This is a genomic window from Tardiphaga sp. 215_C5_N2_1 (assembly GCF_052076055.1).
Lineage (GTDB): Bacteria > Pseudomonadota > Alphaproteobacteria > Rhizobiales > Xanthobacteraceae > Tardiphaga > Tardiphaga robiniae.
Window position 1 is genome coordinate 2061689 of the sequence record NZ_CP197240.1, and the last position, 23945, is coordinate 2085633.

The window sequence follows — 23945 nt, forward strand, 5'->3', positions numbered from 1 at the left end:
TTACGTTCCGACGCGCAGCGCCGCGCGCTGCTTGCGCAGATAGGCGATCACCGACAGCGCGGTGATGCGGCCGGTCTTCGGGTTCTCCGACGGGATGTTTTCGATCTGCATCGAGAACCGTGCGGAATCCGAATCCACCTCGACGCGGTGGACGTTGCGGGTCAGCGCCGGATCGGCCCAGATTTCCAGCGCCGTGGCATCAGGCCCCGCGCCTGCGAGCGACAGCGCGACGGCAACGTTGAGATTGGCGGGAAAGCCCTTGGCCGCCTCGCGCGCCGTGCCCTCGAAAATCTTCAGGGGTTCAGTGATGCTCTCGATGTCGATCTTGTTCTCGACGATATAGGGCGCGCCGGCGAGACCCTTCACCGGCTTGCGCGTCACCATGCGGACCGAGTTGATCTTGCCCTCGGCTGCAGCCGTCACCGCGTCGAGGCCGATCAGCGCCCCGGTCGGCACCACGATCTGACCGCCGTTCTGCTTGGCCAGCGCGACGAGATCCTCATTGAACAACAGCGCTCCAGCGCTCAGCACAATCGCGGTCTTGCCTTTGCTGACGAACGGCTTGACGATCTCGGGCAGCAGCTTGGCCGGCGCACATTCGATCACGATATCGGCGACATCCACGAGGCCTGCGATGGGCAGCACCGGCGGCGCCTTGCCGAGACCGGACAGGAACGCCTGATGCTTCTCCGGATTCTGCACGGCGATCGCCGCCAGAACCAGACCGTCGATGCCGCGGTCCAGGGCTTCCGCCACCTTGCGGCCGATCGGGCCAAGGCCAACAATGGCCACGCGCGTGGCAGACTTTGCTTCAGTGCTCATCAGGTCTATCTCGTCCAATGATTTCGGGGCCACGCCGCCATATCCGGAAACGGTTCTCCCCCGGAAAGGCCGCAATGTCCATGCGGTGACGTCAGCCAGTTTAGAAGGCTTCCGGCCTCACGCCATCGTGCAGCACGTGCGACAATCCCGGGCTTGCACGTAAAAGGACGTTTCGCTACCTCTGCCGTGATTGCTGTCTCGGCGAGGCCGCACGTAAGCGTTAACGTGAACCAACGCGCCGATCGAACCTGATCCAGGCTCGACCTGCGCGACATCGTGTCAAACAGGCCGATCTGGATTCTCCGGGAATCCATATGACCGACACATCTTCAGACACCATTTCCAACGACCTTCATCGCATCACGCGCGTTCGTCACGAGCTGAAGCGCCGTCTGCTCACCGTCAAGCGCGTGACGTCGGTGACGCCGCATATGAAGCGCATCACCCTCACGGGCGACGACCTTGATGGCTTCGTCAGCGCGTCCTATGACAACCACGTCAAGGTGTTCTTCCCGCGCCCCGGAGAAGCCGAGCCCCTGATGCCCGCCTTCAGCGAAGGCCGCGTGCTGGTCGATGAGAGCGCGCGGCCAATCGCGCGGGACTACACGCCGCGGCGCTATGACGAAGCCGCGCAAGAGCTCGACATCGATTTCGCCATTCATGATGCGGGGCCAGCCACGACCTGGGCCACCCAAGCGAAGCCACGCGATAAAGTCGGTATCGGCGGCCCGCGCGGCTCGTTCGTGGTGCCGGACGACTTCGACTGGTACCTGCTGATCGGCGACGAAACTGCCCTGCCCGCCATCGGCCGCCGACTTGAAGAACTGCGTCCTGCCACACGGGCCATCGTGATCGCAGAAGTCGCCGATGCTGCCGAGGAGCAGACCTTCGCAGCGAAGGCCTCCGTCACCATCAACTGGTTGCATCGTGGCCAGCACAGTGCCGGATCGACCACTCTGATGGAGGATGCTTTGCGCAACCTCAAACTTCCCGTTGGAGACGGCTATGCCTTCATCGCCGGGGAGTCCGACGTCGCCAAGCGCCTCCGCAGGATTCTGGTCGACGAGCGTCAGCATCCCAAGGCATGGGTCAAGGCGTCAGGCTATTGGAAAGGTGGCGCAGAGAACTATCATGAGCCGCATGACGACTGACCGTCGCGTCCCGGACTAGCAGGAGATCTGGTGTCCCATCGTTTCACGCGCCGCGATTTCACTGGGGCGGCCGGCGCGCTCGCCGCCGGCCTCGCCGTCCCGACTGCGCAGGCTGAGGCTCAAACAGTCTCGGCCACACCGGCGGCGCTTGCCAACGACCGGCGTTTTCCGGCGGATTTCGTCTGGGGCACCGCAACGTCGGCCTATCAGATCGAGGGCGCCGTCTCGGCCGAAGGCCGCGGCCCCTCAATCTGGGATAGCTATTCGCACACGCCGAACAAGATCCGTGGCGGCGGCAACGGCGACCACGCGGTGGATCATTTCCATCGCTACAAGGAAGACATCCAGCTGATGAAGGCGTTGGGCGCGAAGGCCTATCGCTTCTCCATCTCATGGTCGCGCGTGTTTCCGACCGGCGTGGGCACGCCCAATCCGCAGGGGCTGGATTTCTACAATCGTCTCATCGACGAGTTGCTCGCCAACGGGATCGAGCCATTCGCCACGCTGTATCACTGGGATCTGCCGCAGGCGCTGCAGGATCGCGTCGGCGGCTGGGCGTCATCAGATACGTCGAAGGCGTTTGGTGATTATGCCGCCCATGTGGCGCAAAGTATTACCGACCGCGTCAAAAACATCTTCACCATCAATGAATGCGGGACCTTCGTGGATTTCGGCTATGGCCACGGCCCGGTCGAGCTCGCGCCCGGCCTGAAGCTGCCACAGCCGCAGCTCAACCAGGTTCGCCATCACGTCGCACTGGGCCACGGCATGGCTGTGCAGGCGATCCGCGCTAATGGACGCGCCGACACCAAGGTCGGCGTTGCCGAGAATGTCGCATCCTGCGTCCCGGCCATTGAGACGCCTGCCAATATCCGCGCAGCCGAAGTCGCAACGCGCGAGATGAATGGCGGCTACATGACCGTCATTCTCGAAGGCAGATATACCGATGCGTTTCTCGCGTATGCCGGCAAGAATGCGCCGAGCTTCACCGCCGAAGAACTGAAGATCATTTCTTCCCCCGTCGATTTCGTCGGTCTCAACGTCTACATGCCGCAATATTATGTGGTAGCGAGTGGGGATCAAAACGGCTTTGCACTCGTGCCGTTCCCGATCTCGTTCCCGCGCATGGATTCAGACTGGCTGCGGATCGGACCGGAAGCGCTGTATTGGGCGCCCCGCAATGTTGCCAAGGTTTGGAACGTCAAGCAGATCTATATCAGCGAGAACGGCACATCGGCCGCCGACCGGCCGGCCGGCGACGGCAAGATCCACGACCTCGACCGCGTCATGTATCTCCGGAACTATCTCACGCATCTGCAGCGCGCGACGTCGGAAGGCATCCCCATAAAAGGGTACTTCCACTGGAGCCTGATGGATAACTTCGAATGGTCGGATGGTTATGAAAAGCGCTTCGGGCTGTATCACGTCGATTTCGAAACGCAGAAACGAACGCCGAAGCTCAGCTCGGAGTTCTATCGCAGCCTGATCGCGGCGAACGCGCTGGTCTAGCTCAGAGCAACTTCCCGTCAGCGCCGAAGAACGGATGCGGGCCGTCGAAGTCGCCGATCGGCACCTGATGCGTGACCAGATGGCCGCCCTCCTCGCCATCCGGAAACCAGACATGCAGGTGGAAAGCCGGCGGCTCGACACGGAAGGACGGCGGACGCAATTCGGCGATGTCGAGATCGACCGCATGGTTCGGCGCCGGGCAAATGGTCGCAACCGTCCCGGCGAATGTCGTCAGCGTCGCACGATGCACGTGGCCGGCAGCGACGATCCGCACACGCGGATGCTTGCGGACGATGGTTGCGAGGTCATCCGCGTTGAACAGGTCCTGCACGTCCATGTGCGTGATGCCGGTGCGGAACGGCGGATGATGCAGGAATAACAATGCCGGCCGCTCACGCGACGATGCCAGCGTGGCATCCAGCCACTCCAGCGTTGCCGCTTCCAGCGTGCCGTGCGGCTTTCCCGGAACATGCGAGTCCAGCAGGATGATATCGAGCGGGCCAACCGTCCGCGCCTGATCGAGCGGGCCCGACGACTTCGCATAAGCCCAATCAGGGAATGCCGCGCGCATCATGTCGCGGGCGTCGTGATTGCCGGGCACGCCGATGAACGGGATCTTGAGCGGCGCCAGCAGTCGCCACAGATGCTCGTATTCGCCGGGCGTCGGCGTATCCACGAGATCGCCGGAGATGACGACGAGATCGGGCCGCGGATCGAGTGCGTTCAGCTCGGCCACACAGCGCTCCAGCGCCTTGGCCGTGTCGACCTTGCCATAGGCCAGCTCGCCCGGCGCCTTGATATGCAGATCGGAGATCTGCGCGATGATAGTAGGCTTGGGCTTCGACATCAGTCTTCTTTCGGCAACACGCGAACCGCTTGAGGCGTGACCGACAGGCCGACGCGCTCCCCTGCACGCACATTGATGGTGTTCGGCGCGTCCACCGTCAACGGCTTGTTCGCCGCACCCGTCACCACGAGACGCTGGCGATCGCCGATAAAGGCGACGCTTTCGACCATGCCGCGCAGGAAAGCGTCCGCCTCGGCGACAATTCCGATGGTCTCCGGCCGGATCATCGCCACTGCCGCAGCGTTGTCGGCGGCATCGTCGAGCGCCAGCCAGCCACCGGGCAGCGTCAGCCGACCGCTCGCCACCGGCCCCTCGACGATATTGGCCGCACCGACGAATTCGGCGACGAAACGGTTCTGGGGAGCAAAGTAGATCTCCCGCGGCGTACCGATCTGCGCGACGGCGCCCTTGCGCATGACAACGATACGGTCGCCGAGTTCCATCGCTTCGGCCTGATCGTGAGTCACATAGATCGCGGTGATCCCGAGCGAGCGCAGCAGGTTGTTGAGTTCACTGCGCAGCCGGTCGCGCAGCGACGCATCGAGCGCCGTCAACGGCTCATCCAGCAGCAGCACGCGTGGACGCACGGCCACCGCGCGCGCCAGCGCAACGCGCTGACGCTGGCCGCCAGATAATTGATCGATCCGGCGGTTTTCCAGCCCGCCGATATTGGTGAGCGCCACCATCTCGGCGACACGCGCCGCGCGCGCGGCCTTGTCGACACCGCGGATCTTCAGCCCGTAGGCGATGTTCTCGGCCACGGTCATGTTGGGAAACAGCGCGTAGGACTGGAACACCATGCCGACATGGCGCTGCTCGATCGGCACCGCGGTCATGTCGGTCTTGTCGAACAGCACGCGGCCGCCCGCATCGGGCGTCTCCAGACCGGCGATAATCCGCAGCATGGTGGTCTTGCCGCAGCCGGAGGGGCCGAGCAGAACCAGCGTCTCGCCTGACACGATATCCAGCGAGGCCGGCGCCAGCGCCTGCGTGCCATCCGGAAAGGTCTTGCCGCAATTCTCGATATGAACGGCCGCACCGTGGCCCGCAATCCCGCTCATTTCTTTTCGCCCTTCTCGGCAAACATCTGCATCGCCACCAGAAGAGGCACAATCATGATGAAAAAAATCAGTGTGTAGGCCGATGCCACTTCGAGCCGCATCGACGCGTAGCTGTCGGCGAGACCGACCGGCAGCGTCTTGGTGAGCGGCGTGTGCAGCATCCAGGTCAGGTTGAATTCGCCGAGCGACAGCGTCACCACCATCAGCGATCCGGCGAGAATGCCGGGCATGGCGTTCGGAACGATGACATTGCAAAACCGCGCCCTTGGCGACGCACCGAGCGAGGCAGCCCCCTCGTCCAGCGTCTTGATGTCCACCGAAGCGAACACCGCCATCACCGAGCGCACCATGAAGGGCATGGTGAAGACCACATGGCCTGTGAGGATGAACAGCCACGACTGCCGGAAGCCACCGAAACCGCCATAGGTCAGTAGCAGCGCCAGCGCGATAGCCAGGCCGGGAATCGCCAGCGGCAGCGTGATGATCTCCTCGATCACGCGCGACAACCTCCCGCCCTTCACGTGTAGTCCATAAGCCGCGGGCACGCCGACAACCAGCGTCACCGCCAGGGTCGCGAAGGCGATCAGGAACGACAGCCCGATTTCACCGGCATAGAGGTTCCAGACCTGCACCACCCATTGCAGCGTGACGCCCGACTGGATGCCGCGAAAGTAATTGACGGTGACGCCGGCGGAAATCGACAACACAACGGGCACGACGAGAAACGCCGCAACGAGCAGTGTAAATCCGAGCTGGCCAGCGAAGATGAGGCGATCGCGCATCGGCTTACCCCGCTGCCGCGACAGCGCCGCCGCTCATTGAGCGGGCCAGCGCGAGGATTGCCCAGGCGATCACGCCGAGTCCGATCGACAGCGCCGCCGAGATCGCGAAATTCGCCGCCAATGTGAACTCGGTATAGATTAGCATCGGTAGCACATCGATGTTGGTCGCAAGCGTGAAGGCCGTGCCGAACGCACCCATCGCCGTCGCGAAGGCGATTGCGCCCGAGGCTACGAAAGCCGGCCCGAGCGCCGGCAGTACCACGTCGCGCTGGACCGCCCACGGGCTCGCACCGAGCGAACGCGCCGCCTCCTCCAGCCCGATATCGAGCTTTTGCACCGCGGCCATCACCGTGAGGATCACGCGCGGAATCGAGAAATAGAGATAGCCGAGAAACAGACCGAAGATCGAATAAGCGAACACGACTTTCTCACCCGTCACCGCGGCGGTGATGGCGCCGATCAGGCCCTGACGTCCTGCAAGGAGAATGATCAGAAAGCCGACCACGACGCCGGGAAATGCCAGTGGAAATGTCAGCATCGCGATCAGCACAGCGCGGCCGGGGAAGCGGTGACGCTGCAGGAACAGGCCGGCGATGGTGGCAATCACCAGCGTGGCGACGGTCGTCGCCGCAGCGAGTACGACCGTATTGATCAGCGTGGCGCGATAGCGCGGCTCGGTGATGATCGCGAGATAGGCGGACACGCCGCGCGATCCACCGGCACCCACGGCGAGCAATTGCGCCATCGGCAAGAGGAAGAAGGCTGCTGTCACCACCACGAGCGGCAACAGGCAGATCCAGATGAAATTACGATGCGACATGAAACTATGGTGCCCCTGCCCCCGCCGGGGCACCATAGTGCATCAACGGACTTCGGCGAGATAGCGGTCGCTGAAGCCTTTCTGCGCCAGCTCCATCTTGCCCCAGTCCACGCTCTTGGCGCGGGCATATTCCGAGTCCGGCAGGAACTTGGCCTTCACGGCTTCCGGCAGCTCGATCTTGCGGGCCGGGCGGAGGTAGGCGTTGGTCCAGATCGCCTGGCCCTTGTCGGACAGGAGATAGTCCATGACCTTCTTGGCCTTGTCCTTGTGCGGCGCGTTCTTCACGAGACCGACCACATAGGGAAACACGACCGAACCTTCGCAGGGAATGACGAATTCGAAACTGCCCTTCTCGGAATACTTGGCGCGATAGGCATTGAAATCATAATCCAACAGGATCGGCATCTCGCCGGAGACGACGCGGGCATAGGACGTCTGCTTCGGCACGATCGCGTCGTTCTTCTTCAGCTCCTTGAAGAAGGCGATGGCTGGATCGAAATTCTGCTCGGTGCCGCCGAGCGCGAGATTGACCGCAACAGCACCGACATAGCCGACGGCGGCCGACGTCGGGTCGAGATAGCCGACCATGCCCTTGTAGTCGGGCTTGGCGAGATCCTTCCAGCACTTCGGCACCGGCTTGCCAGCGAGGGCATCCTTGTTGACGAAGAAGCCGAGCGTACCGGAATGGATCGTGGTCCAGTAGCCTTCGGAGTCCTTCAGGCCGGCATCGACCTGATCCCAGCCAGCGGGCTTGTAGGGTTCGAGTGCATCCTGCGCCTTGGCCTTCATGCCGAAAGTGACGCCAAAATAGCCGATGTCGCCGACCGGATTGGCCTTCTCGGCGAGGATCTGAGCCAGCGCCTGGCCGGAATTCTTGTTGTCATGCGGCATCTCGATGCTGAGGTCGGTCTTCACCGCCTTGATCATCGACGCCCAGTCGGCCCATTCCGGCGGACAGTTGTAGCAGATGACATCCGCAGCACGAGCGGGCTGCGATAGGGCGGCGAGCGCCAGCGCGGACAGAGCAAATACCAAGCGGAACGGTTTCACGGCGATCGTCTCCATCCTGACGCAGGCTTTAAGGCCGGCGCATAGAAGTCTGAGGGGAATGCGTGACGCCCCACTATAGGCCGCGGATGAAACTTTTGCGACAAAGCCAACCCGCAGCGCATTTGTGCACCGCAATGACCGCGAAGCCCATCGACAACACCCCGCGGAGGATGTGAAATCACCTGTCGCCGCTGATATTGGACCGTTGATGTGAAAGAGACGCCCGAACGCGATCGAGGCCTGCTCGGTCTGGTCGAACGACTCATGAGGAGGCCAGGCGATCCCGAACCGATCAGGCCTGAGCCAGACGCGGACACCAGAGACGGTTTCGATCCGGTCGTCGCAGAGGAGAATCCAGCGGCATCGCTGGAGCCGCAACTTGCGGTCGAGAGCACCCGCACGCTTGGCCGCTCGGAAATCGCGGATGTGATCCTGCGCGCGCTAAGGGGTATCGATGGCTGCCCGACAGCCGGCTTCGAGGTGGTCGTCTATGGCACGCGCCCGTGGAACGCCATGTTGCGCATCACGCCGGCCGCCGGCGCGGTGTCTGACGCGCGTGCCTGGCGCCAGCGGGTCCAGGACATGGTTCAGCTGTTGCGGCATCAATACGAGTTGCGCGAATAGACCGGAGGCCTAGCCTTCCATGCGCACCAGCACGACCTCAAACGGCACGCCGGGGCGTTGCTTGACGACACCTCTGCAGGACGCCGTCGTGGTCTTGGATGTCCCGACCAGATCAATCTCGACCTCGTCGATGCCGAAGATCGTTGGCTGGCCGTCCGCATGCCGGCGGGTCGCAATCGTCGCCGTGAAAGCATCGCCGTTCTGGATATAGGAACCGCTATAGGCGATCACCGTATCGCCGCCCGACAATCGACCATCAGCGAGCGTGATAATCCCCATGCCTTCCTTCTCGGGAATACGAAACCACGCCGAATAACGACCATCCGGGAGCATGACAAACCTGAACTGTAAGTTGCGGTATAGCCAATTACCACCAACCCATCAGAAAGACGTTAACCAGATCGGTCGCATTGAAACGATCGATCTCGCCTTCCCCAATGTAATGCCGCGCTACTTGCCGCCCCCGATATTGCCGCCCTTGATATGGCCGAGCGAGTTGCTGCCATAGGCAGAATTGCCGTGATTGCCGCTCATCGCCGCATTGCCACGAAAGATCGCGGGACCTCGCATCTGGCCATAGGCCCCGTAATATCCGTGGTGCGCCTTGTAGCCACGATGGACTTTCTTCGCAGACGCCGCCGTCGCCGTGAAACTCGCGATCATCAGTGCAGCTGCCGCCGTCGCCAGAATCTTTTTCATGTTCAACCCTCTGTGACACCCTGCAAGAAACGCCGACGGCTGCGTCTCGTTCCGGCACAAATCGTCGCAAAAACCGGCCTTACGACGATCTCCGGACATCCCGTCCACAGGCCTGGTAACGCTTTGCTCACCATACAAAATGGGTGGCCCCGACCGCGATCGGTGGTAAGTGGGTGCTGCTTATTGCGCATCAAATAAATTACACCGCGTTCGGACATCATGTTGCTAGATCAGTCCTCCATCTTCGCAGCGATCGGACTCTCGAGCGCGGCGCTCGCGCTCACATTGCTCGCCACCTGGCTCGTCGCGCGATCCGAGACCTATCTGCTGACTTGGTCGATCGGTCTCGCGACCACGGTCGTTGCCGTCATCATCTATGCAGGCTTCGAACAATATGATTCGAGGCTACAGCTCGCTGCATTCATATTGCTGCTTGTCGGCTTCGGGGTGATCTATGCGGGCACCACGCAATTCTGCTCGAACCAGGCCCATTGGATCCGCGCCGCCCTCGTCACCACTGCAGGGCTCGTTCCGATGATCATCGGCTTTGCGCTTGGTTACACCGGCACCGGCACGATGGCCGCGAATTTTGGCACGGGCCTTCTCGTTGCGCTCTCGGCTGCGCAATATTGGCACGCGCGCGCCGAAGCACCGCTGCTGATGGTCGCAAATGCGTTGCTTTATCTCGTCACGGCCGCATCGTTCGTGGCTTGCGGTGCCGAACTCTTGCGTACCGGGCAATTCGTGCTGACCGATCGACCGATGAATTGGGCAGAACAGTTCAATTCACTGATGGTGATCGTCGGTCTGACCGGGATCGGTGCACTGTCACTGACAATCAACCAGATCCGGACGTCGAACCGGCATAAATCCGATGCCATGACCGATCCTTTGACCGGCCTGCTCAATCGGCGCGCGCTGTTTGGCGAAAAGGTAACGGAGACAGCATCCAACACTGCAATTCTGGTGATGGATCTCGATCACTTCAAAACGATCAACGATCAGTTCGGCCACGCCGCCGGCGACCGCGTGCTGCGGGCCTTTGCCGAAGTCATCTTCTCGAACATTCGCGCCGAAGATGTTGCCGCGCGTCTGGGCGGCGAGGAATTCTGCATTGTCCTATCCGCGTCGAGCCCAAAAGCAGCGGCCGCTGTCGCCGAGCGCATCCGATCAACGCTGGAGACAAAGACGTTCCCGACTTCCGCCGGTGTTATCCACGCCACGGTCAGCGTGGGAATCGCGATCCGGTCAGCCGAGCCTGAAACGCTGCAGGCATTGCTTAGCCGGGCCGATGCGGCGCTCTACCAAGCCAAGGCGGCGGGCCGAAATCGCGTGCAGATTTCTGATTTTCATCTGGCCGCCTGAGCCGCGCGACGCCCGGTTCCACGAAAAATTAAGCACTGGATGGCAGCGTAAGGTTTTTCGGCAGAATGCCCCGATGCCCGGTCAGAAAACCATTGCCATAGAGACGCTCAATCTGCTGCGCGCCTCAGAACCACGTCCCAACGACAGCCACCTCAAGGCGGCGTCGATCGTCGCTTTTCCGCTCGGCCCCATTGAGGTCGAGCAAATCACGCCGCGGTTCTTCGCCTCCTTCGCCATCGAGAGCCTGCTGCGCTCGATCTGCTATCGCGAAGAACAGTGGCTGATCGACGCGCGGCACAGCCATGCGATGCGGATGACACTGAACTGGGTCGAAGCAGAAAGCTGACGACAGAATTATCCCTCGGCCGGAAACGTATCTCGCAGCGACGCCCGCTCCGACACGGTTGCGAACCAGTCGGTCAGCGCCGGCCGCGAGCTGCGCCAGTCGAATGATGCAAAACGAAAATCCAGATAGCCGAGCGCGCAGGCGATGGTGAGGCTGCCGATGCTGATGCGGGTGCCAAACACTGCGACGTCGTTTTCCATCTGGTCTAGGGCCGCAGCGATCTTGGTCATCTGACCATCGATCCACTCCGCCGATCTGATCTCGTCGCTACGGCACGTATTCTCATAGCGCGTGAGCAGCGCCGCATCGAGCAAGCCATCACCGAGCGCTTGCTCGGTGAGCACCTTCCAGCGCTCAGGCCCGCGCGGAAACAGCGAACCGCGTCCGAAGTCGTCGAGATATTCGCAAATCACCCGGCTGTCGAACAGCAGCGTACCATCCGCCAGCTTCGCCGCCGGCACCTTGGCGAGCGGGTTGAAACTTGCGATCCGCGCGTCGCGCTTGAGCGGATGCGCGGCGCTGGGCAGCTTCACGATACGATCGGCGATCCCGAGCTCGATCGCACAGGCCATCACCTTGCGCACATAGGGCGATGTCGGCGCGTAGAACAGTTCGATGCTGTCGCTCATGGCTTCTGATCCTCCGCGTCGATGGCGGCCAGCGCGGCACGCGCGACTTCGACATCCTGCGCGCCAGTGCCCGACCCGACGCCGACCGCCCCGACACATTGGCCAGCAATCACGATCGGCAATCCGCCTTCGAGATTGGTCAGGCGGCCGCCGCCTGCGATGGCCAGCTTGATCTCGTCGGCGGGATTGAGCCGCGAGGTCGGCTGCCGATGCGATGCGGCCGTAATGGCCTTGGACATCGATGTTTCCCGCGACAGCATCTTGGCGCCGTCCATGCGGACGAAAGCCAGCAGATTGCCGCCGTCGTCGACGATCGTGATGTTCTGCGCGACACCGAGCTCGTCCGCCTTGGCAACGGCACCCGCCAAAGCTTTGAGCGCGCCTTCATGAGTCAGCTTGAGAGAGGGGTTAGTCGTCGCCATGGGACTGCTCCTGTATCGATATGCGGCTTTTGCGCTCGACATCGCTGCTCATGCGGCGGCGCCAGCCGGCAGCAGCAGGACCTTGCCGATATTTTCATTGGCTTCCAGAATGCGGTGAGCTCGCGCTGCATCTCCGAGAGGCAACTGGCGCCAGATCAGCGGCCTCACCTCGCCGGATGCCACCAGCGGCAGCACCTTGGCACGGAGCGCGGCAGCGATTGCGGTCTTCTCCTCATCGGACTTCGGCCGCAGCGTCGACGACGTCAGATACAATCCCTTCCGCATCACCAGTCCGAGATCGATCGGCACCACGCCGCCTTCCATGAAGGACAGGCTGACATGGCGCCCGCCCGGCGCCAGCGCATCGAGATTGCGCGCCACATAGGAACCGCCGACGATGTCGAGCACCACATCGACGCCGCGCCCGCTTGTGGCGTCGCGCGCTGCGACAACGAAGTCGTCGGTACGATAGTTGATGGCGATGGCGCCGAGCGCTTCCACCGCCTTCTTCTTGGCATAGCTGCCGACCGTGACGATTGGCGTCGCGCCGCGGGCGATGGCCATGCGGATGGCAATCGTGCCGATACCACTGGCACCGCCATGCACCAGCACGGTCTCGCCCTTCGACAACCGGCCGCGCTCGAACAGATTGTGCCAGACGGTGAACAGCGCTTCGGGCAATGCCGCCGCCTGCTCCATCGTCAGCCCCTCGGGCACCGCAAGACAATGCGACGCCTTGGCGATGCAATAGCGCGCATACCCCCCGCCCTTCACCAGGGCCATCACCGTTTGCCCCTGTAAGGCCGCATCTCCACCGACCACGCAGCCGGCGACTTCGAGCCCGAGCACGTCAGTGACACCCGGCGGCAGCGGCACGGCACCGCTCCGCTGCATCAGATCAGGGCGATTGACGCCGGCTGCTGCGACCTCGATCAACACTTCGCCAGGACCGGGCACCGGCACTGGTCGTTCGACTTGGGTCAGAACGTCAGGACCGCCTGCTTGCGTCGCGATGATCGCCTGCATGGTCGACATCATCGTCGACACTTCGTTCTTCATGATACGCGTATCCACTCTTCACTCGGCCGACGCAGCAAATCCGCCAGCCTGTCCATCATCACGTTTGCGGCTGCGAGTTCGTCGAAGCCGATCCACTCGTCGGCTTTGTGCCCGCGCGCCATGTCGCCGGGTCCGCAGACCAGCGTCGGGATCCCCGCCTCTGCGTAGAGGCCGGCCTCAGTGCCGAAGGCGACTGTAGTTGCGGGTTGCGTATCGCCTGCCATTCTTGCGACCAGACGCGTCACAGCTGCGTCGGCGGCAGTATCGAGCCCGGGATAGGCCGACAGTTCCTCGGAGACGATGTCAGCTTCCGGCGCATTGGCGCGGAGCCGATCGCGCTCGCGTGCAACCACCTCATCGATCCGCGCGAGAATTTCGCCCGCGTCACGGCCGGGCATCGTGCGGATCTCGTATTCCAGCGCGGCCCGTTCCGGCACCAGATTGACCATGCTGCCGCCATGCAGCGAGCCAACGTGAATGGTCGTGTATGGCGGATCGAACGCCGCATCGCCGCCGCGCGCGACTTCCTCATCAGCGAAGGCACGCAGCGTATGCGCGATCGCAACGCCCGCATCGACCGCATTGGCCGCACGATGCGGCATCGCCGAATGACCGGTACGGCCTGTTACTGTCAGGCGACGCGCGACCTTGCCCTTGTGCGCGCGCACGACGCGCATCGTGGTTGGCTCACCCACGATGGCGAGCGCCGGTGGCACGACGGACTGCATCAGCGCACGCACGAGATCGGGGGCACCGCGGCATCCGACTTCCTCGTCATAGGAAAACGCAAGATGCACGGGCGCGGCAGTTGCCGCGTCCTTCAACCGCGGCACGCTTGCGAGAACGACGGCGAGAAAGCCCTTCATGTCGGTCGCGCCGCGACCATAGACGCGCTCATCGCGGATCACGCCGGCGAATGGCGGCACGGTCCAGGCCTGCCCCTCCACCGGCACCACATCCGTATGCGCCGACAGGACCACACCGGGACGATCCACGGGACCGATAGTCGCGAGCAACGACGCCTTGCAGCCAGCAGGCGACGGCACGCGGCGCGAAGACACGCCCGACGACGCAAGTATCCGCTCGATATACGCGATGATATCGAGATTCGAATTCGCACTTATACTTTCGATACTGATTAGCTCGCAAAGTATTTGAGCTATTTTCTCGATCATCTATACTACCAATACTTTTACGATTGCAGGAGCATCACGATGACCTATTCCATCTCGGCACGCTGTCCGGAGACCGGCGCGTTCGGCATTGCCATTACGTCGTCGAGCATTGCCGTGCCGGCGCGCTGCGCCTGGGTGGGACCGCTCGGCCTCGTGGTGTCGCAGAATGTCACTGATCCGTCGCTCGGCCCGACCGGCCTTGCACTGCTGCGTCAGGGCCTCGGCGCGGGTGCCGTCCTCAACAATCTCACGCTCGGCACGCCGCAGCCCGCATGGCGGCAGGTCGGTGTGATCGATCGCTACGGCCAGGTGGCGTGGCATTCCGGCGCGCAGGCGCTGCCGATCGTTGGCATTGCGCAGGGCAATGGTTGTCTCGCGATGGGCAATCTGCTGGTCGATGAAAAAGTCCCGAGCGTGATGATCGCAAAGTTCGAAGCTACGGCCGGACAGCCGCTGGCGGAGCGATTGCTGTCGGCGCTGGAAGCCGGCCTCGATGCCGGCGGCGAGACCGACGACGAACATGCGGCGGGCCTGCATGTCGCCCACATGTTTGACTGGCCGGTGGTCGACCTGCGTGTCGACTGGCACGACGCTCCGATCGGTGAACTCCGCGCGCTGTGGGAGCGCTACCGGCCGCAGCAGAAGGACTATGTCGCGCGCGCGATGAATCCGGGCGCTGCGCCGTCGTTCTAGACGCGACCGCCTCACGCCGCCTCACCCGGCGGAAACGCCACGATATCGTCGGAGCCGATGGTCAATCCGATCTCGGCTCCGACCGGACAGGACGACAGCGCCGCAATGCCCGGCGAACGCAGCAGGATGCGCTCGCCCGCACTGCCGGGCGCGTCGATATAGAGATCGACATGACCGCCTTGAAACACCTGCGTCGTCACGGTGCCGGGCAGCGATCCCGAAGCGCCGCGCGACGTGACGGCGAGATGCTCCGGCCGCACGAAGACATCCACGGCATCGCCGATCGAAAGCGCGGCAATCGGCGCCGCAGGAACGTCGGCGCTGATGTCGCCGACCGAAACGACCGCGACATCGCCGCGCTTCTCGACAAGGCGCCCGTTGAGGATATTGGCATCACCGACAAAGGACGCGACGAAGCGATCGGCCGGACGGCGATAGATATCGTCGGGTGCCGCGATCTGGCGGATGCGCCCGGCCGACATCACCGCGATACGATCCGACATCGACAGCGCCTCACCCTGATCATGCGTCACGAAGATCGTGGTGACGCCGAGCTCGCGCTGGATCTGCTTGAGCTCGACCTGCATCGAGCCGCGCAGATTCTTGTCGAGCGCCGAGAACGGCTCGTCGAGCAACAGCACCTTCGGCTTGATCACCAGGGCCCGCGCAAGCGCGACGCGCTGCTGCTGACCGCCTGACAGCTGTTTGGGCTTGCGGTCGGCAAAGCCTGACAGCTTGACCAGCGCCAGCGCCTCGTCGACGCGGCGCGCGATCTCCTTCTTTTCGACGCCACGGGTCTTCAATCCGTAAGCCACGTTCTTGGCGACGCTCATATGCGGGAACAGCGCGTAGTTCTGGAACACGATGCCGATCTCGCGCATATGCGCGGGCGTTTCGGTGACCAGATCGCCGTCGATGAAGATCTCGCCATTATCGGCTTCGAGGAAGCCGGCAACCAAATTGAGCAGCGTCGTCTTTCCGCAGCCGGATGGGCCCAGCAAGGTCATGAACTCGCTCGGCCGGATCTTCAGCCAGGCCTCATGCAGCGCCATGGAATCGCCGAAGCGCTTGGTGACGGCGTCGAGCTGCACCGCCGGACGGATCTTGTCGCTCGCCGCGGCTGGCGTGTGTGCCGTCATTGGATCAGTGCGCATCAACATTCAGGATTTTCCCGAGGCCCAGGAAGGAATTGGCGATCGTGAGCAAGGTTGCGGTCACGACGATGTAGATGACCGACAGCGCGGCCAGCGTGGGGTCCGCGAATTCGCGGACGTAGTTATACATGGCGACCGGTAGCGTCTGCGTGGCCTGGCTGCTGACGAACAAAGTCGCCGTGAATTCGTTGAAGGACAGGATCGCCGCGAACAGCCAGCCGCTGAGCAAGCCCGGAATCAACAGGGGGATCGTCACCGTGAACAGGATCCGCAGCGGCGTGGCGCCGAGGCTGGAGGCCGCCAGCTCCAGGCGCGTGTCGAGATTTTCCAGTGAGATGTAAGTGCTGCGCATCACGAAGGGCAGCACCATCACCACATGGGCGAAGATCACGAGCGGAAAACCGCGGCCGATCCCCGTCTGCGAGGCAAGGATGAGAATGCCAAGACCGACGGTGTAATGCGGGATGATCAGCGGCGACAGCAGAATGCCTTCGAGAAAATCCCTGAGTGCGAATTTGTACCGATGAATGGCAAAGGCAAAGGCCGATCCCACGACCACCGCGATGCTGGATGCCCAGACCGTCACCGTCAGGCCATTCCAGAACCCCTTCGCGAAATCGGCATAGGAAAACGCACGATAGAACCAGCGCAGCGACCAGGACTGCGGCGGAAATTGCAGGATCGCGCGATCGTTGAAGGCCGAAATTGCCACCACGACGCCAGGCAGCAGCACGAAGAGGAGAATGACGGCGACGAGGACGCAGCCCGACCAGCGCAGCGCAAGGGTTGCAGGTGAGCGTTTCATGTCGTGCCCGCCATACGTTCGAGCGGACTCGCGGCTTTCTTCAGCAGCGCGATCACGGCCAGCGACAATGCGAGGCCAATGATGGAGAGACTGGCGGCGAAGGGGAAATTGAACGACGAGAAGCCGAGCTGATAGATCAGCGTCGACACGGTGGCGACACGGCCACCGCCGATCAGTTGCGGCGTTGCAAACGCGCTGAAGGTCCAGGCGAAGGCGGTCGAGAAGCCGGCAACGATGCCGGGCATCGACAGCGGCAGCGTGATGGTCATGAAGATGCGGATCGGACCCGCGCCAAGACTTTCGGCCGCTTTCTCGTAATTGCGATCGATATGCGACAGCGCCGCAGCCAGCATGATGACCATGATCGGCATGGTCACATGCACCAGCGCCGCAATCACACCGCCCGAGGTAAACATCATGCGCAACGGGCGATCCACCAGGCCGAGCTTGAGCAGCAGCGTGTTCAGGAAGCCGTTATTGCCGAGCACGATCATCCAGGAATAGGTCCGCACCACCTCGCCGAGAAACAGCGGCGTGACTGACACGATCAGGATAAAGGAGCGCAGCGCGGAGCTGTTGGTACGGGTCAACGCATAGGCCAGCGGATAGGCAAGCAGCAGCGTGAACACCGCCGTTTCAAAACAGATCAGCACCGTGTTCCAGAATGCCAGGGCGTAAAGCGGCCGCAGCATGGCTTCGAAATTGGCCCAGGTGAAGCCACCGACTTCGAGCGTTCCGGGAATATAGGCCCGCACGCTGTACTGAAACACAGCCAGCATCGCCGCGATCAAGCCCACAGCGACGAGGCCGGCCGGCGAGACAAACCATCCGAGAAATGGACGTGTGTTCATGGACAAACTCGAAGTGGGCGAACGTGACGTCATGGATCGCGACCCGGCGGTATCAACCGGATCGCGACCGGGACTCGTTTATGGAGCCATGATGTTTTCGGTGAACCACTTGCGCCAGGTACCGGTCTTCTCGGCACGCAGCTTGGCGTCGATCACCAGCGTCTGCTTCGCCCACTGATCCGCGGTCGTGAACACGCCCGGCAGTGCTGCGATCTCAGGCTTGACCTTGGCGTTGTCCACCACCGGGCTGCCCTTCTTCAGTTCGGCGATCTTCGCCTGCACGTCCGGATCGAGCGCGGTGTTGATGAACTTGTAGGCCAGCTCCGCCTTGGTTGAGCCCTTGGTGATGCCCATCGTATCGACGCCGAGCACGGCGCCTTCCTTCGGAATCGCCAGTTTGATCGGCACGCCCTGGGCCTGCATGTAATACGCGTTCATCGACAGCACGACCTGCACCGGCGTCTCACCAGTCGCAAACAGCTGCTGGCTGTTGGCATCATTGGTGTAGAACGCCTTGTAGTTCGGCTTCAGCGCTTTCATCTTGGCTTCGCCGACTTCCCAATTCGATGCGTCGCCGCCAGAGAGCTTGGCCGCAACGACCATCACATGGCTCGGATCGAAATCGGGCGACGAGATCATGCCCTTGAGCGCGGGATTCCATAGGCCTTCCCAGCTTTCGAAGCTCACGCCCTTCGGCAACTGATCGGGCAGATAGCCGATCGTGTAGACATAGGCCCAGGAGCCGATGTGATACGGGCTGATCTTGGCCTGCTCGACCAGATGGCTGGCGTTCGGGATCTTCGCCATGTCGAGCTTCTCGAACAGATTGTCGTTGGCATAGAGCCAGCCGACATGGGCCGTCGTGAAGGTAACATCGCTCTCGGGCTTGGCAGCAGCGAGCTTGGCCTGATTGAGACGGTCGATCGTGCCGCCGGTGATGTATTCGACCTTCACGCCGGTGTCGGCGGTGAATTTCTTGGCGATCGCTTCATCGATCAGATCGCGAAAACTTCCACCCCAGGTGCTGACCACCAGCTTCTCCTGGGCGGATGCCTGCCCGCCAATCGCGAGCGTCGACAGCAACATCAATGCAGTAAACTTCAAGGCGCGCTTCATCTCGAAACCTCACAAGGATTATGACCCAGAAAGAAAAGCAAGCATCGTGCCAGATGATTGATAAACCTCAAGAATTTCCGCCACACGGGCGCGCGCAACCACGCTCATCGATCATGCGAAAGATGAAGCCGCAAACGTCCGATTGATCTCTGTAGTGCCGGCGAAAAACGCGTCGTTACGCCGGAATTTCCGCGATGATGTCGATTTCCATCAGGTATTCAGGCTTGGCGAGGCCCTGAACGATAATCCCCGTCGAAACCGGATAGACGCCCTTCAGCCATTTGCCGACGACGCGATAGACCGGCTCGCGATAGGCGCGATCGGTGATGTAGATGACGATCTTCACCACGTCCTCGAGCTTGGAGCCTGCCTCTTCAAGCAGCACCTTGGCGCATGTCATGGCATTCTCGGTCTGCGCAGTGGCATCGCCGATACCGACGATCTTGCCATCGAGATCCATGGCCGTCTGGCCGCGCACATAAACGGTGTTGTTGGCGCGAACGACCATGCAGACATCGTTGTCGAGCGACTGCTCGGGATAGGCTTCCTTGGTGTTGAACTTGCGAAAACGCTGATGGGTGGTCATGGAGCAGATCCTCAGGCGGCGAGACGACGGAATGTGCGATCGGAAAAGATCAGGGGCAGCGCAGCTTGGTTGCGAACGTTCAGCACCTCGCCCGCGACGATGCGATGCGAGCCGAAATCGAACACGCTGGCGACACGGCAATCGAAATTGCAGAGTGCTCCATCGAGCGCAGGCGCGCCGGTGAGCAGTTCCGACCAGTCACCGGCAAGAAAACGGTTGTCGCGCAGTTCAGGGATCAACCCGGCGAAGCTGTTGGCAACACGCTCCTGCGTATCAGACAGAATGTTGGCGACGAACACGCCATTGGCCAGCAGCTTTTCGAGATGGCGATTGTCGCGGTGAACGCTGAACACCACCGATGGCGGCTCCATCGACAGTGAGCACAGTGACGACACCGTAACGCCCGCGCGGCCCGCCTCGCCATCCGTTGTCACCACTGCCACGCCCGAGGCCGTCATCCGCATGGCATCGCGGAAGATATCGACCTCGACCAGCGGATGCGCCGCAGCGCTCATGATTTCACCCCGTCGATACGGTCGGACAGCCCGGCCGACTTCTTCACGAAATCCAGCGGCCCGGCAAAGTCGAAGCTGTTATAGACCGCCGCCAGATGATTGAAGTGCGGCGCCTGTGCGAATTGCACGAAGGTCAGGCGATGACCGGCATAGTCGGAGTTCAAGAGATCGCGCGCAAAGGCGAGCAGCTTGCGGCGATCGTCGGCCTGCCACTGGTCATTCAGGGAATAGAACTTGTTGAGCCACTTGCCTGATCCCTCGGCCTCGAACGCATCGGCATTCGGGGTAATACAGATCTGGCCGCCGCACAATTCGCGGGCGATGTGCATCATCGCCGGGAGCTGCGAACAGGCGAAGACGCGACCGGCATAGAGCATCGACTGCTGCGGCATCAGAAGGCCGCCCGGGCTCTTCTCCGCCATGGCGATGGAGGCGGTGAGATGCGCGTTGATGCCTTCGCGATAGCAGACCAGATCGGCGAGCTTCTCGCGCACCGACTGCAGCTTGTCGAGACCGGTCTGCTTGGCGTTCCACATCGCCGCGCCGATCATCATGTCGGCGGTGTAAAGGAGACGCAGCACGTAGGGGAATGCCGAGTAGCGATGCAGCGTCGAACGCACGAACTGCGCAGCGCGGGTATGGCGGTAGAAGAACACGTCTTCCCACGGGATCAGCACGTCGTCGAACACCACCAGCGCCTCGACCTCATCGAAGCGATTTGCAAGCGGATAGTCCTTGGCATTAGCGCTGCTGCGATTGGCGAAGCCGCCGCGGCAGATATGTTTTACGCCCGGCGCACCCATCTTGACGATGCAGCCCACCGCATAGTCGGACAGCTTCTCATTGGCCCAGGCGCCGACGGTCGGCTTCAGATAGGCCTGATCGGCATAAGCCGCCGCGGTCTCATACTTCGCGCCGCGAATGATGATGCCGGCATCGGTTTCACGGGTGACGTGAACCATCAGGTCTGGATCCTGCTGCTGCGGCGGCAGCGAACGGTCGCCCTTCGGATCGGTGTTGGCCGAGACATGGAAGATGTCCTTCTCGATTACAGCACGGATGTGACGATCGATATTGGCGGCGAAGCGCGGATCGATCTCGGCCAGCACGTCGCGGCCGTCGGTCAGCGACCACATTTCGCCGATGGTCTCATCGCCGACGCGGGTGACCACGCCGCCGATATCCTTCATGACGTGATCGACGGCCTTGATCTTGTCGTGCCAGTCCTTCTGCTCCGTCGGCGGCTTGTAGAAGACCGAATGTGTCTCGTTGTCTTCAACGTAAGTGAGGTCGGCGGCGTAACGCTCTTCACGCGCCATGTCATACATGCGGGCCTTGACGTCGATGATCGGCTTCAGCGCCGGGTGCGTGGTCACGTCCTTGACCCGCTCGCCATCGATCCAGACCTCGCGGCCATCGCGAATGCCCTGTTTGTATTCTTCACCCGTGCGGATCATTGATCGGCTCCTGTTCGACTGGACGACAGGGTGCCGAAGAGCCTATCATAAGGAAAATATTTTTATGTTTGGAGATGCATAGGAAAACACGATGAGGTTCTCGCTCCGGGCCCTGCGTTATGTGGTTGAGACGGCCGATGCGGGCAGCGTGACAGAAGCCGCCAAGCGCCTGAACGTGTCGCAGCCCTCGATTTCGGCCGCACTCAGCCAGCTGGAGGCCGAACTCGGCGTCCAGATCTTCATTCGCCATCTCGCCAAGGGCGTGACCCTCTCCCCCGCGGGCCAGCGGCTGGTAAACGACGCGCGGCTGCTGCTCGCGCATGCGCGCGATTTTGCCCAGAGCGCCCAATCGCTTGGCAGCACGCTGCACGGCGAGATCGTGGTCGGCAGCTTTTCGACCCTCGCCACACGCTTCATGCCAGGGCTGCTGTCCGGCTTTCGCGAACGGCAACCGGGCATCTCGGTAAAACTTGAGGAAGGCGACCAGCAGGAGATCATCGACGGGCTGGTCTCCGGACGGACCGAACTCGCGCTGTCCTACTCCTTCGCTGTTCCTGACGAGATCGTCGGTGAGAAATTCTGCGAGCTACCGCCCTATATCGTGCTGTCGGCGGATCACCCTCTGGCAAACCGGTCGTCGATCAGCCTGACCGAAATGCGCGACGAGCCGTTCATCCTGCTGGACCTGCCGCATTCGCGCGACTACTTCGCCAGCCTGTTCACGGCATCCGGTATCGAGCCGCGCATTTCCTTCCGGACCCGATCATTCGAGCTGATCCGCGGACTGATCGGCAATGGCCAAGGATATTCGATCCACAATGCCGTGCCGCGCACCACCATCGGCTATGACGGCAGCCGAGTCGCCGTGGTGCCCATCACCGAAAAACTGCCGGCCACGCATGTGATGGCGCTGCGTCTGAAACGCCACGCGCTGCGACCAGCGGTGCAGACATTCGCCGACTACGCGCGCGACGCCTTTGCCGTTGGCGGCCAATTCGCGCCGGGCTCAATAGCCCCGGCGCGGATCGACGCGGCTTAGCAGCTCCTGCCCGGACCGCAGCCGGCGTACATTCTCGCCGATCTGCTGTGCCGCGGAACCCGGCAGCGCCACCGATGCGAGATGCGGCGTGATCAGAACATTGTCCATCGCCCAGAGCGGACTTTCGGGCGACAGTGGCTCGGAGGCAAACACATCCAGCGTCGCTTCTGCGATATGGCCCGAACGCAGCGCCTCGATCAGCGCCGGCTCATCGACGATGCTACCGCGCGAGACATTGATGAAGACCGCGCCACGCTTCATCTGTGCCAGGCGCTCGGCATTCAGCAGCCCGCGGGTCTGTGGCGTCTGCGGCAGCATGCAGACGAGAATGTCGCTATCGCCCAAGATATCCGGCAAAGCGGTCAGACCAGCCGATGTCTCGATGCCCTCCACCGATTTCAGCGTGTTGGACCAGCCACGCACGCGATAGCCTTGCCGGGCGCATTCGAGCGCCGCGGTCAGTCCGAGTTCGCCAAGGCCGAGAATGCCGACCGTGATGGTCTCGGGATCGCGCGGATGAATATAGTGCCAGCGGCGCTCGCGCTGAGCGCGCTCGAAGGCCGGAATGTCGCGCGCATGACGCATCACTGCGAACAACACATAGCCAGCCATCATCCGCGCCATCTTCGGATCGGACAGGCGCGTGATCGGAACCTCCGGCAGGTCGTCACGCCCGACCAACGCGTCGACACCGGCGCCCAGATTGACGACGAGCCCGAGATTGGGAAAGCGCGCAAAGAAGCCATGCGGCGGCTTCCAGACAAGTGCCTGCCGCACGCTGGCGGGGTCAGTGATATCGTCAGCCTGACGCAGATCAATCCCCTCCGCGGCCAGCGCCGCACGCCATGTTTTGAAGTCATCGAGGACGCTGTAGAATGCCATCACCTCCGATGTCATTACGCGGCCTTTTCGGCGATCAGGCGCGATACCGCCGTCAATGCCAGTTCATAGCCCAGCGCGCCGAGCCCTGCGATCACGCCGGTCGCCGCACGCGACACATAGGAGTGATGGCGAAACGGCTCTCGCTTCCAGATATTGCTCATATGCGCCTCGATGATCGGACCGTCGAAAGCGAGCAATGCATCGAGAATGGGTACCGACGAGTAAGTGAGACCGGCGGCATTGATGACGATCCCCTCGGCCCTCTCCCTCGCCTCCTGAATCCAGTCAACCAGAACGCCTTCGTGGTTGGATTGGCGGAAGTCGACCGTCAAGCCGAGCGAAACTGCATGGTCTTCGCAACGCTTCTTGATCGAGACGAAACTTTCGCGGCCATAGGTGCCGCTTTTGTCCAGCCCATAAAGATTGGCATTGGGACCATTGAGGAAATAGACGGTGGGAGAACTCATGGCCGCGCTTTCATGTGTC

Annotated in this window: 28 protein-coding genes; 7 read left to right on the forward strand and 21 right to left on the reverse strand. The window is 62.2% G+C overall.

Going from position 1 to position 23945, the window contains the following annotated elements; all coding sequences use genetic code 11:
- A complete protein-coding gene (locus AB7828_RS09810) occupies positions 1–822 on the reverse strand; it encodes an aspartate dehydrogenase (protein ID WP_441230027.1) in 822 nt (273 codons plus the stop codon).
- 314 nt (positions 823–1136) lie between these two features.
- Here AB7828_RS09810 and AB7828_RS09815 point away from each other — a divergent pair, with 314 nt between their 5' ends.
- Positions 1137–1973 carry a siderophore-interacting protein gene (locus AB7828_RS09815; protein ID WP_441230028.1) on the forward strand — a complete coding sequence of 279 codons (837 nt, stop codon included), beginning with the start codon at positions 1137–1139 and terminating at the stop codon, positions 1971–1973.
- A gap of 30 nt (positions 1974–2003) precedes the next feature.
- Entirely contained in the window at positions 2004–3482 is a 1479-nt protein-coding gene (locus AB7828_RS09820; protein ID WP_441230029.1) for a GH1 family beta-glucosidase, read from the forward strand.
- 1 nt (position 3483) lies between these two features.
- On the opposite strand, the gene AB7828_RS09825 is transcribed toward AB7828_RS09820, so the two are convergent.
- Genes AB7828_RS09825 through AB7828_RS09845 form a run of 5 tightly spaced genes read right to left on the reverse strand, consistent with a single transcriptional unit; the run spans position 3484 to position 8042 of the window.
- On the reverse strand, positions 3484–4329 hold the full coding sequence (locus AB7828_RS09825) for a phosphodiesterase (RefSeq protein WP_441230030.1): 846 nt from the start codon (positions 4327–4329) through the stop codon (positions 3484–3486).
- On the reverse strand, positions 4329–5390 hold the full coding sequence (locus AB7828_RS09830) for an ABC transporter ATP-binding protein (RefSeq protein WP_441230031.1): 1062 nt from the start codon (positions 5388–5390) through the stop codon (positions 4329–4331). The genes AB7828_RS09825 and AB7828_RS09830 overlap by 1 nt, the downstream gene beginning before the upstream one ends.
- On the reverse strand, positions 5387–6172 hold the full coding sequence (locus AB7828_RS09835) for an ABC transporter permease (RefSeq protein ID WP_441230032.1): 786 nt from the start codon (positions 6170–6172) through the stop codon (positions 5387–5389). The genes AB7828_RS09830 and AB7828_RS09835 overlap by 4 nt, the downstream gene beginning before the upstream one ends.
- 4 nt (positions 6173–6176) lie before the next feature.
- Complete coding sequence (locus AB7828_RS09840; RefSeq protein ID WP_089264758.1) at positions 6177–6992, reverse strand: ABC transporter permease; 816 nt, start codon at positions 6990–6992, stop codon at positions 6177–6179.
- Positions 6993–7034: 42 nt separating this feature from the next.
- Positions 7035–8042, reverse strand: a complete 1008-nt coding sequence (locus AB7828_RS09845; protein ID WP_175368015.1) for an extracellular solute-binding protein — start codon at positions 8040–8042, stop codon at positions 7035–7037.
- A 210-nt stretch (positions 8043–8252) separates the two neighbouring features.
- Between AB7828_RS09845 and AB7828_RS09850 the strand changes: the two genes are divergently transcribed.
- On the forward strand, positions 8253–8666 hold the full coding sequence (locus tag AB7828_RS09850) for a hypothetical protein (RefSeq protein WP_175368014.1): 414 nt from the start codon (positions 8253–8255) through the stop codon (positions 8664–8666).
- A gap of 9 nt (positions 8667–8675) precedes the next feature.
- On the opposite strand, the gene AB7828_RS09855 is transcribed toward AB7828_RS09850, so the two are convergent.
- Positions 8676–8945: a hypothetical protein gene (locus AB7828_RS09855; RefSeq protein WP_231080251.1), complete on the reverse strand. Its 270-nt coding sequence runs from the start codon at positions 8943–8945 to the stop codon at positions 8676–8678.
- 171 nt (positions 8946–9116) lie between these two features.
- Positions 9117–9365, reverse strand: a complete 249-nt coding sequence (locus tag AB7828_RS09860) for a hypothetical protein (protein ID WP_089264761.1) — start codon at positions 9363–9365, stop codon at positions 9117–9119.
- Between the two features lie 219 nt (positions 9366–9584).
- Between AB7828_RS09860 and AB7828_RS09865 the strand changes: the two genes are divergently transcribed.
- Together AB7828_RS09865 and AB7828_RS09870 are read left to right on the forward strand one after the other, a co-directional pair.
- A complete protein-coding gene (locus tag AB7828_RS09865; protein ID WP_184517961.1) occupies positions 9585–10730 on the forward strand; it encodes a GGDEF domain-containing protein in 1146 nt (381 codons plus the stop codon).
- 73 nt (positions 10731–10803) lie between these two features.
- A complete protein-coding gene (locus AB7828_RS09870) occupies positions 10804–11076 on the forward strand; it encodes a hypothetical protein (protein WP_093762124.1) in 273 nt (90 codons plus the stop codon).
- An 8-nt stretch (positions 11077–11084) separates the two neighbouring features.
- On the opposite strand, the gene AB7828_RS09875 is transcribed toward AB7828_RS09870, so the two are convergent.
- From AB7828_RS09875 to argE, 4 genes are read right to left on the reverse strand one after another with little or no spacing between them, the layout of a single operon-like run.
- On the reverse strand, positions 11085–11705 hold the full coding sequence (locus AB7828_RS09875) for a glutathione S-transferase family protein (protein ID WP_441230033.1): 621 nt from the start codon (positions 11703–11705) through the stop codon (positions 11085–11087).
- On the reverse strand, positions 11702–12127 hold the full coding sequence (locus AB7828_RS09880) for a GlcG/HbpS family heme-binding protein (protein ID WP_441230034.1): 426 nt from the start codon (positions 12125–12127) through the stop codon (positions 11702–11704). The genes AB7828_RS09875 and AB7828_RS09880 overlap by 4 nt, the downstream gene beginning before the upstream one ends.
- Before the next feature lie 48 nt (positions 12128–12175).
- Positions 12176–13186 (reverse strand): NAD(P)H-quinone oxidoreductase, encoded by a 1011-nt coding sequence (locus AB7828_RS09885; RefSeq protein WP_441230035.1) that lies wholly within the window; start codon positions 13184–13186, stop codon positions 12176–12178.
- Positions 13183–14361 carry an acetylornithine deacetylase gene (gene argE, locus AB7828_RS09890; protein WP_441230036.1) on the reverse strand — a complete coding sequence of 393 codons (1179 nt, stop codon included), beginning with the start codon at positions 14359–14361 and terminating at the stop codon, positions 13183–13185. Before argE ends, AB7828_RS09885 begins: the two co-directional genes overlap by 4 nt.
- A 39-nt stretch (positions 14362–14400) precedes the next feature.
- On the opposite strand from argE, the gene AB7828_RS09895 reads away from it, so the two are divergent.
- Positions 14401–15054, forward strand: a complete 654-nt coding sequence (locus AB7828_RS09895) for a DUF1028 domain-containing protein (RefSeq protein ID WP_439077597.1) — start codon at positions 14401–14403, stop codon at positions 15052–15054.
- A gap of 11 nt (positions 15055–15065) precedes the next feature.
- On the opposite strand, the gene AB7828_RS09900 is transcribed toward AB7828_RS09895, so the two are convergent.
- From AB7828_RS09900 to AB7828_RS09930, 7 genes are all read right to left on the reverse strand, one after another.
- Positions 15066–16214 carry an ABC transporter ATP-binding protein gene (locus AB7828_RS09900; RefSeq protein ID WP_439064250.1) on the reverse strand — a complete coding sequence of 383 codons (1149 nt, stop codon included), beginning with the start codon at positions 16212–16214 and terminating at the stop codon, positions 15066–15068.
- Positions 16198–17013 (reverse strand): ABC transporter permease, encoded by an 816-nt coding sequence (locus tag AB7828_RS09905; RefSeq protein ID WP_441230037.1) that lies wholly within the window; start codon positions 17011–17013, stop codon positions 16198–16200. The genes AB7828_RS09900 and AB7828_RS09905 overlap by 17 nt, the downstream gene beginning before the upstream one ends.
- Positions 17010–17864: an ABC transporter permease gene (locus AB7828_RS09910; RefSeq protein WP_093762116.1), complete on the reverse strand. Its 855-nt coding sequence runs from the start codon at positions 17862–17864 to the stop codon at positions 17010–17012. Before AB7828_RS09910 ends, AB7828_RS09905 begins: the two co-directional genes overlap by 4 nt.
- 78 nt (positions 17865–17942) lie before the next feature.
- Positions 17943–18980, reverse strand: a complete 1038-nt coding sequence (locus tag AB7828_RS09915) for an ABC transporter substrate-binding protein (protein WP_081421823.1) — start codon at positions 18978–18980, stop codon at positions 17943–17945.
- A gap of 175 nt (positions 18981–19155) precedes the next feature.
- Positions 19156–19566, reverse strand: a complete 411-nt coding sequence (locus tag AB7828_RS09920) for a RidA family protein (RefSeq protein ID WP_439092458.1) — start codon at positions 19564–19566, stop codon at positions 19156–19158.
- An 11-nt stretch (positions 19567–19577) separates the two neighbouring features.
- Positions 19578–20081, reverse strand: a complete 504-nt coding sequence (locus tag AB7828_RS09925; protein ID WP_093762112.1) for a flavin reductase family protein — start codon at positions 20079–20081, stop codon at positions 19578–19580.
- Positions 20078–21538, reverse strand: coding sequence for a 4-hydroxyphenylacetate 3-hydroxylase family protein (locus AB7828_RS09930; RefSeq protein WP_441230038.1), 1461 nt, complete (start codon positions 21536–21538; stop codon positions 20078–20080). Before AB7828_RS09930 ends, AB7828_RS09925 begins: the two co-directional genes overlap by 4 nt.
- A 91-nt stretch (positions 21539–21629) precedes the next feature.
- On the opposite strand from AB7828_RS09930, the gene AB7828_RS09935 reads away from it, so the two are divergent.
- On the forward strand, positions 21630–22577 hold the full coding sequence (locus tag AB7828_RS09935; RefSeq protein ID WP_068732018.1) for a LysR family transcriptional regulator: 948 nt from the start codon (positions 21630–21632) through the stop codon (positions 22575–22577).
- Here the strand turns inward: AB7828_RS09935 and AB7828_RS09940 are convergent.
- Together AB7828_RS09940 and AB7828_RS09945 are read right to left on the reverse strand one after the other, a co-directional pair.
- Entirely contained in the window at positions 22545–23474 is a 930-nt protein-coding gene (locus AB7828_RS09940; RefSeq protein WP_441230039.1) for a 2-hydroxyacid dehydrogenase, read from the reverse strand. The genes AB7828_RS09935 and AB7828_RS09940 overlap by 33 nt on opposite strands.
- The gene (locus AB7828_RS09945) at positions 23474–23926 is read right to left on the reverse strand and encodes a type II 3-dehydroquinate dehydratase (protein ID WP_441230040.1); all 453 of its coding nucleotides are present in this window, start codon (positions 23924–23926) and stop codon (positions 23474–23476) included. The genes AB7828_RS09940 and AB7828_RS09945 overlap by 1 nt, the downstream gene beginning before the upstream one ends.
- Positions 23927–23945 lie beyond the last annotated feature (19 nt).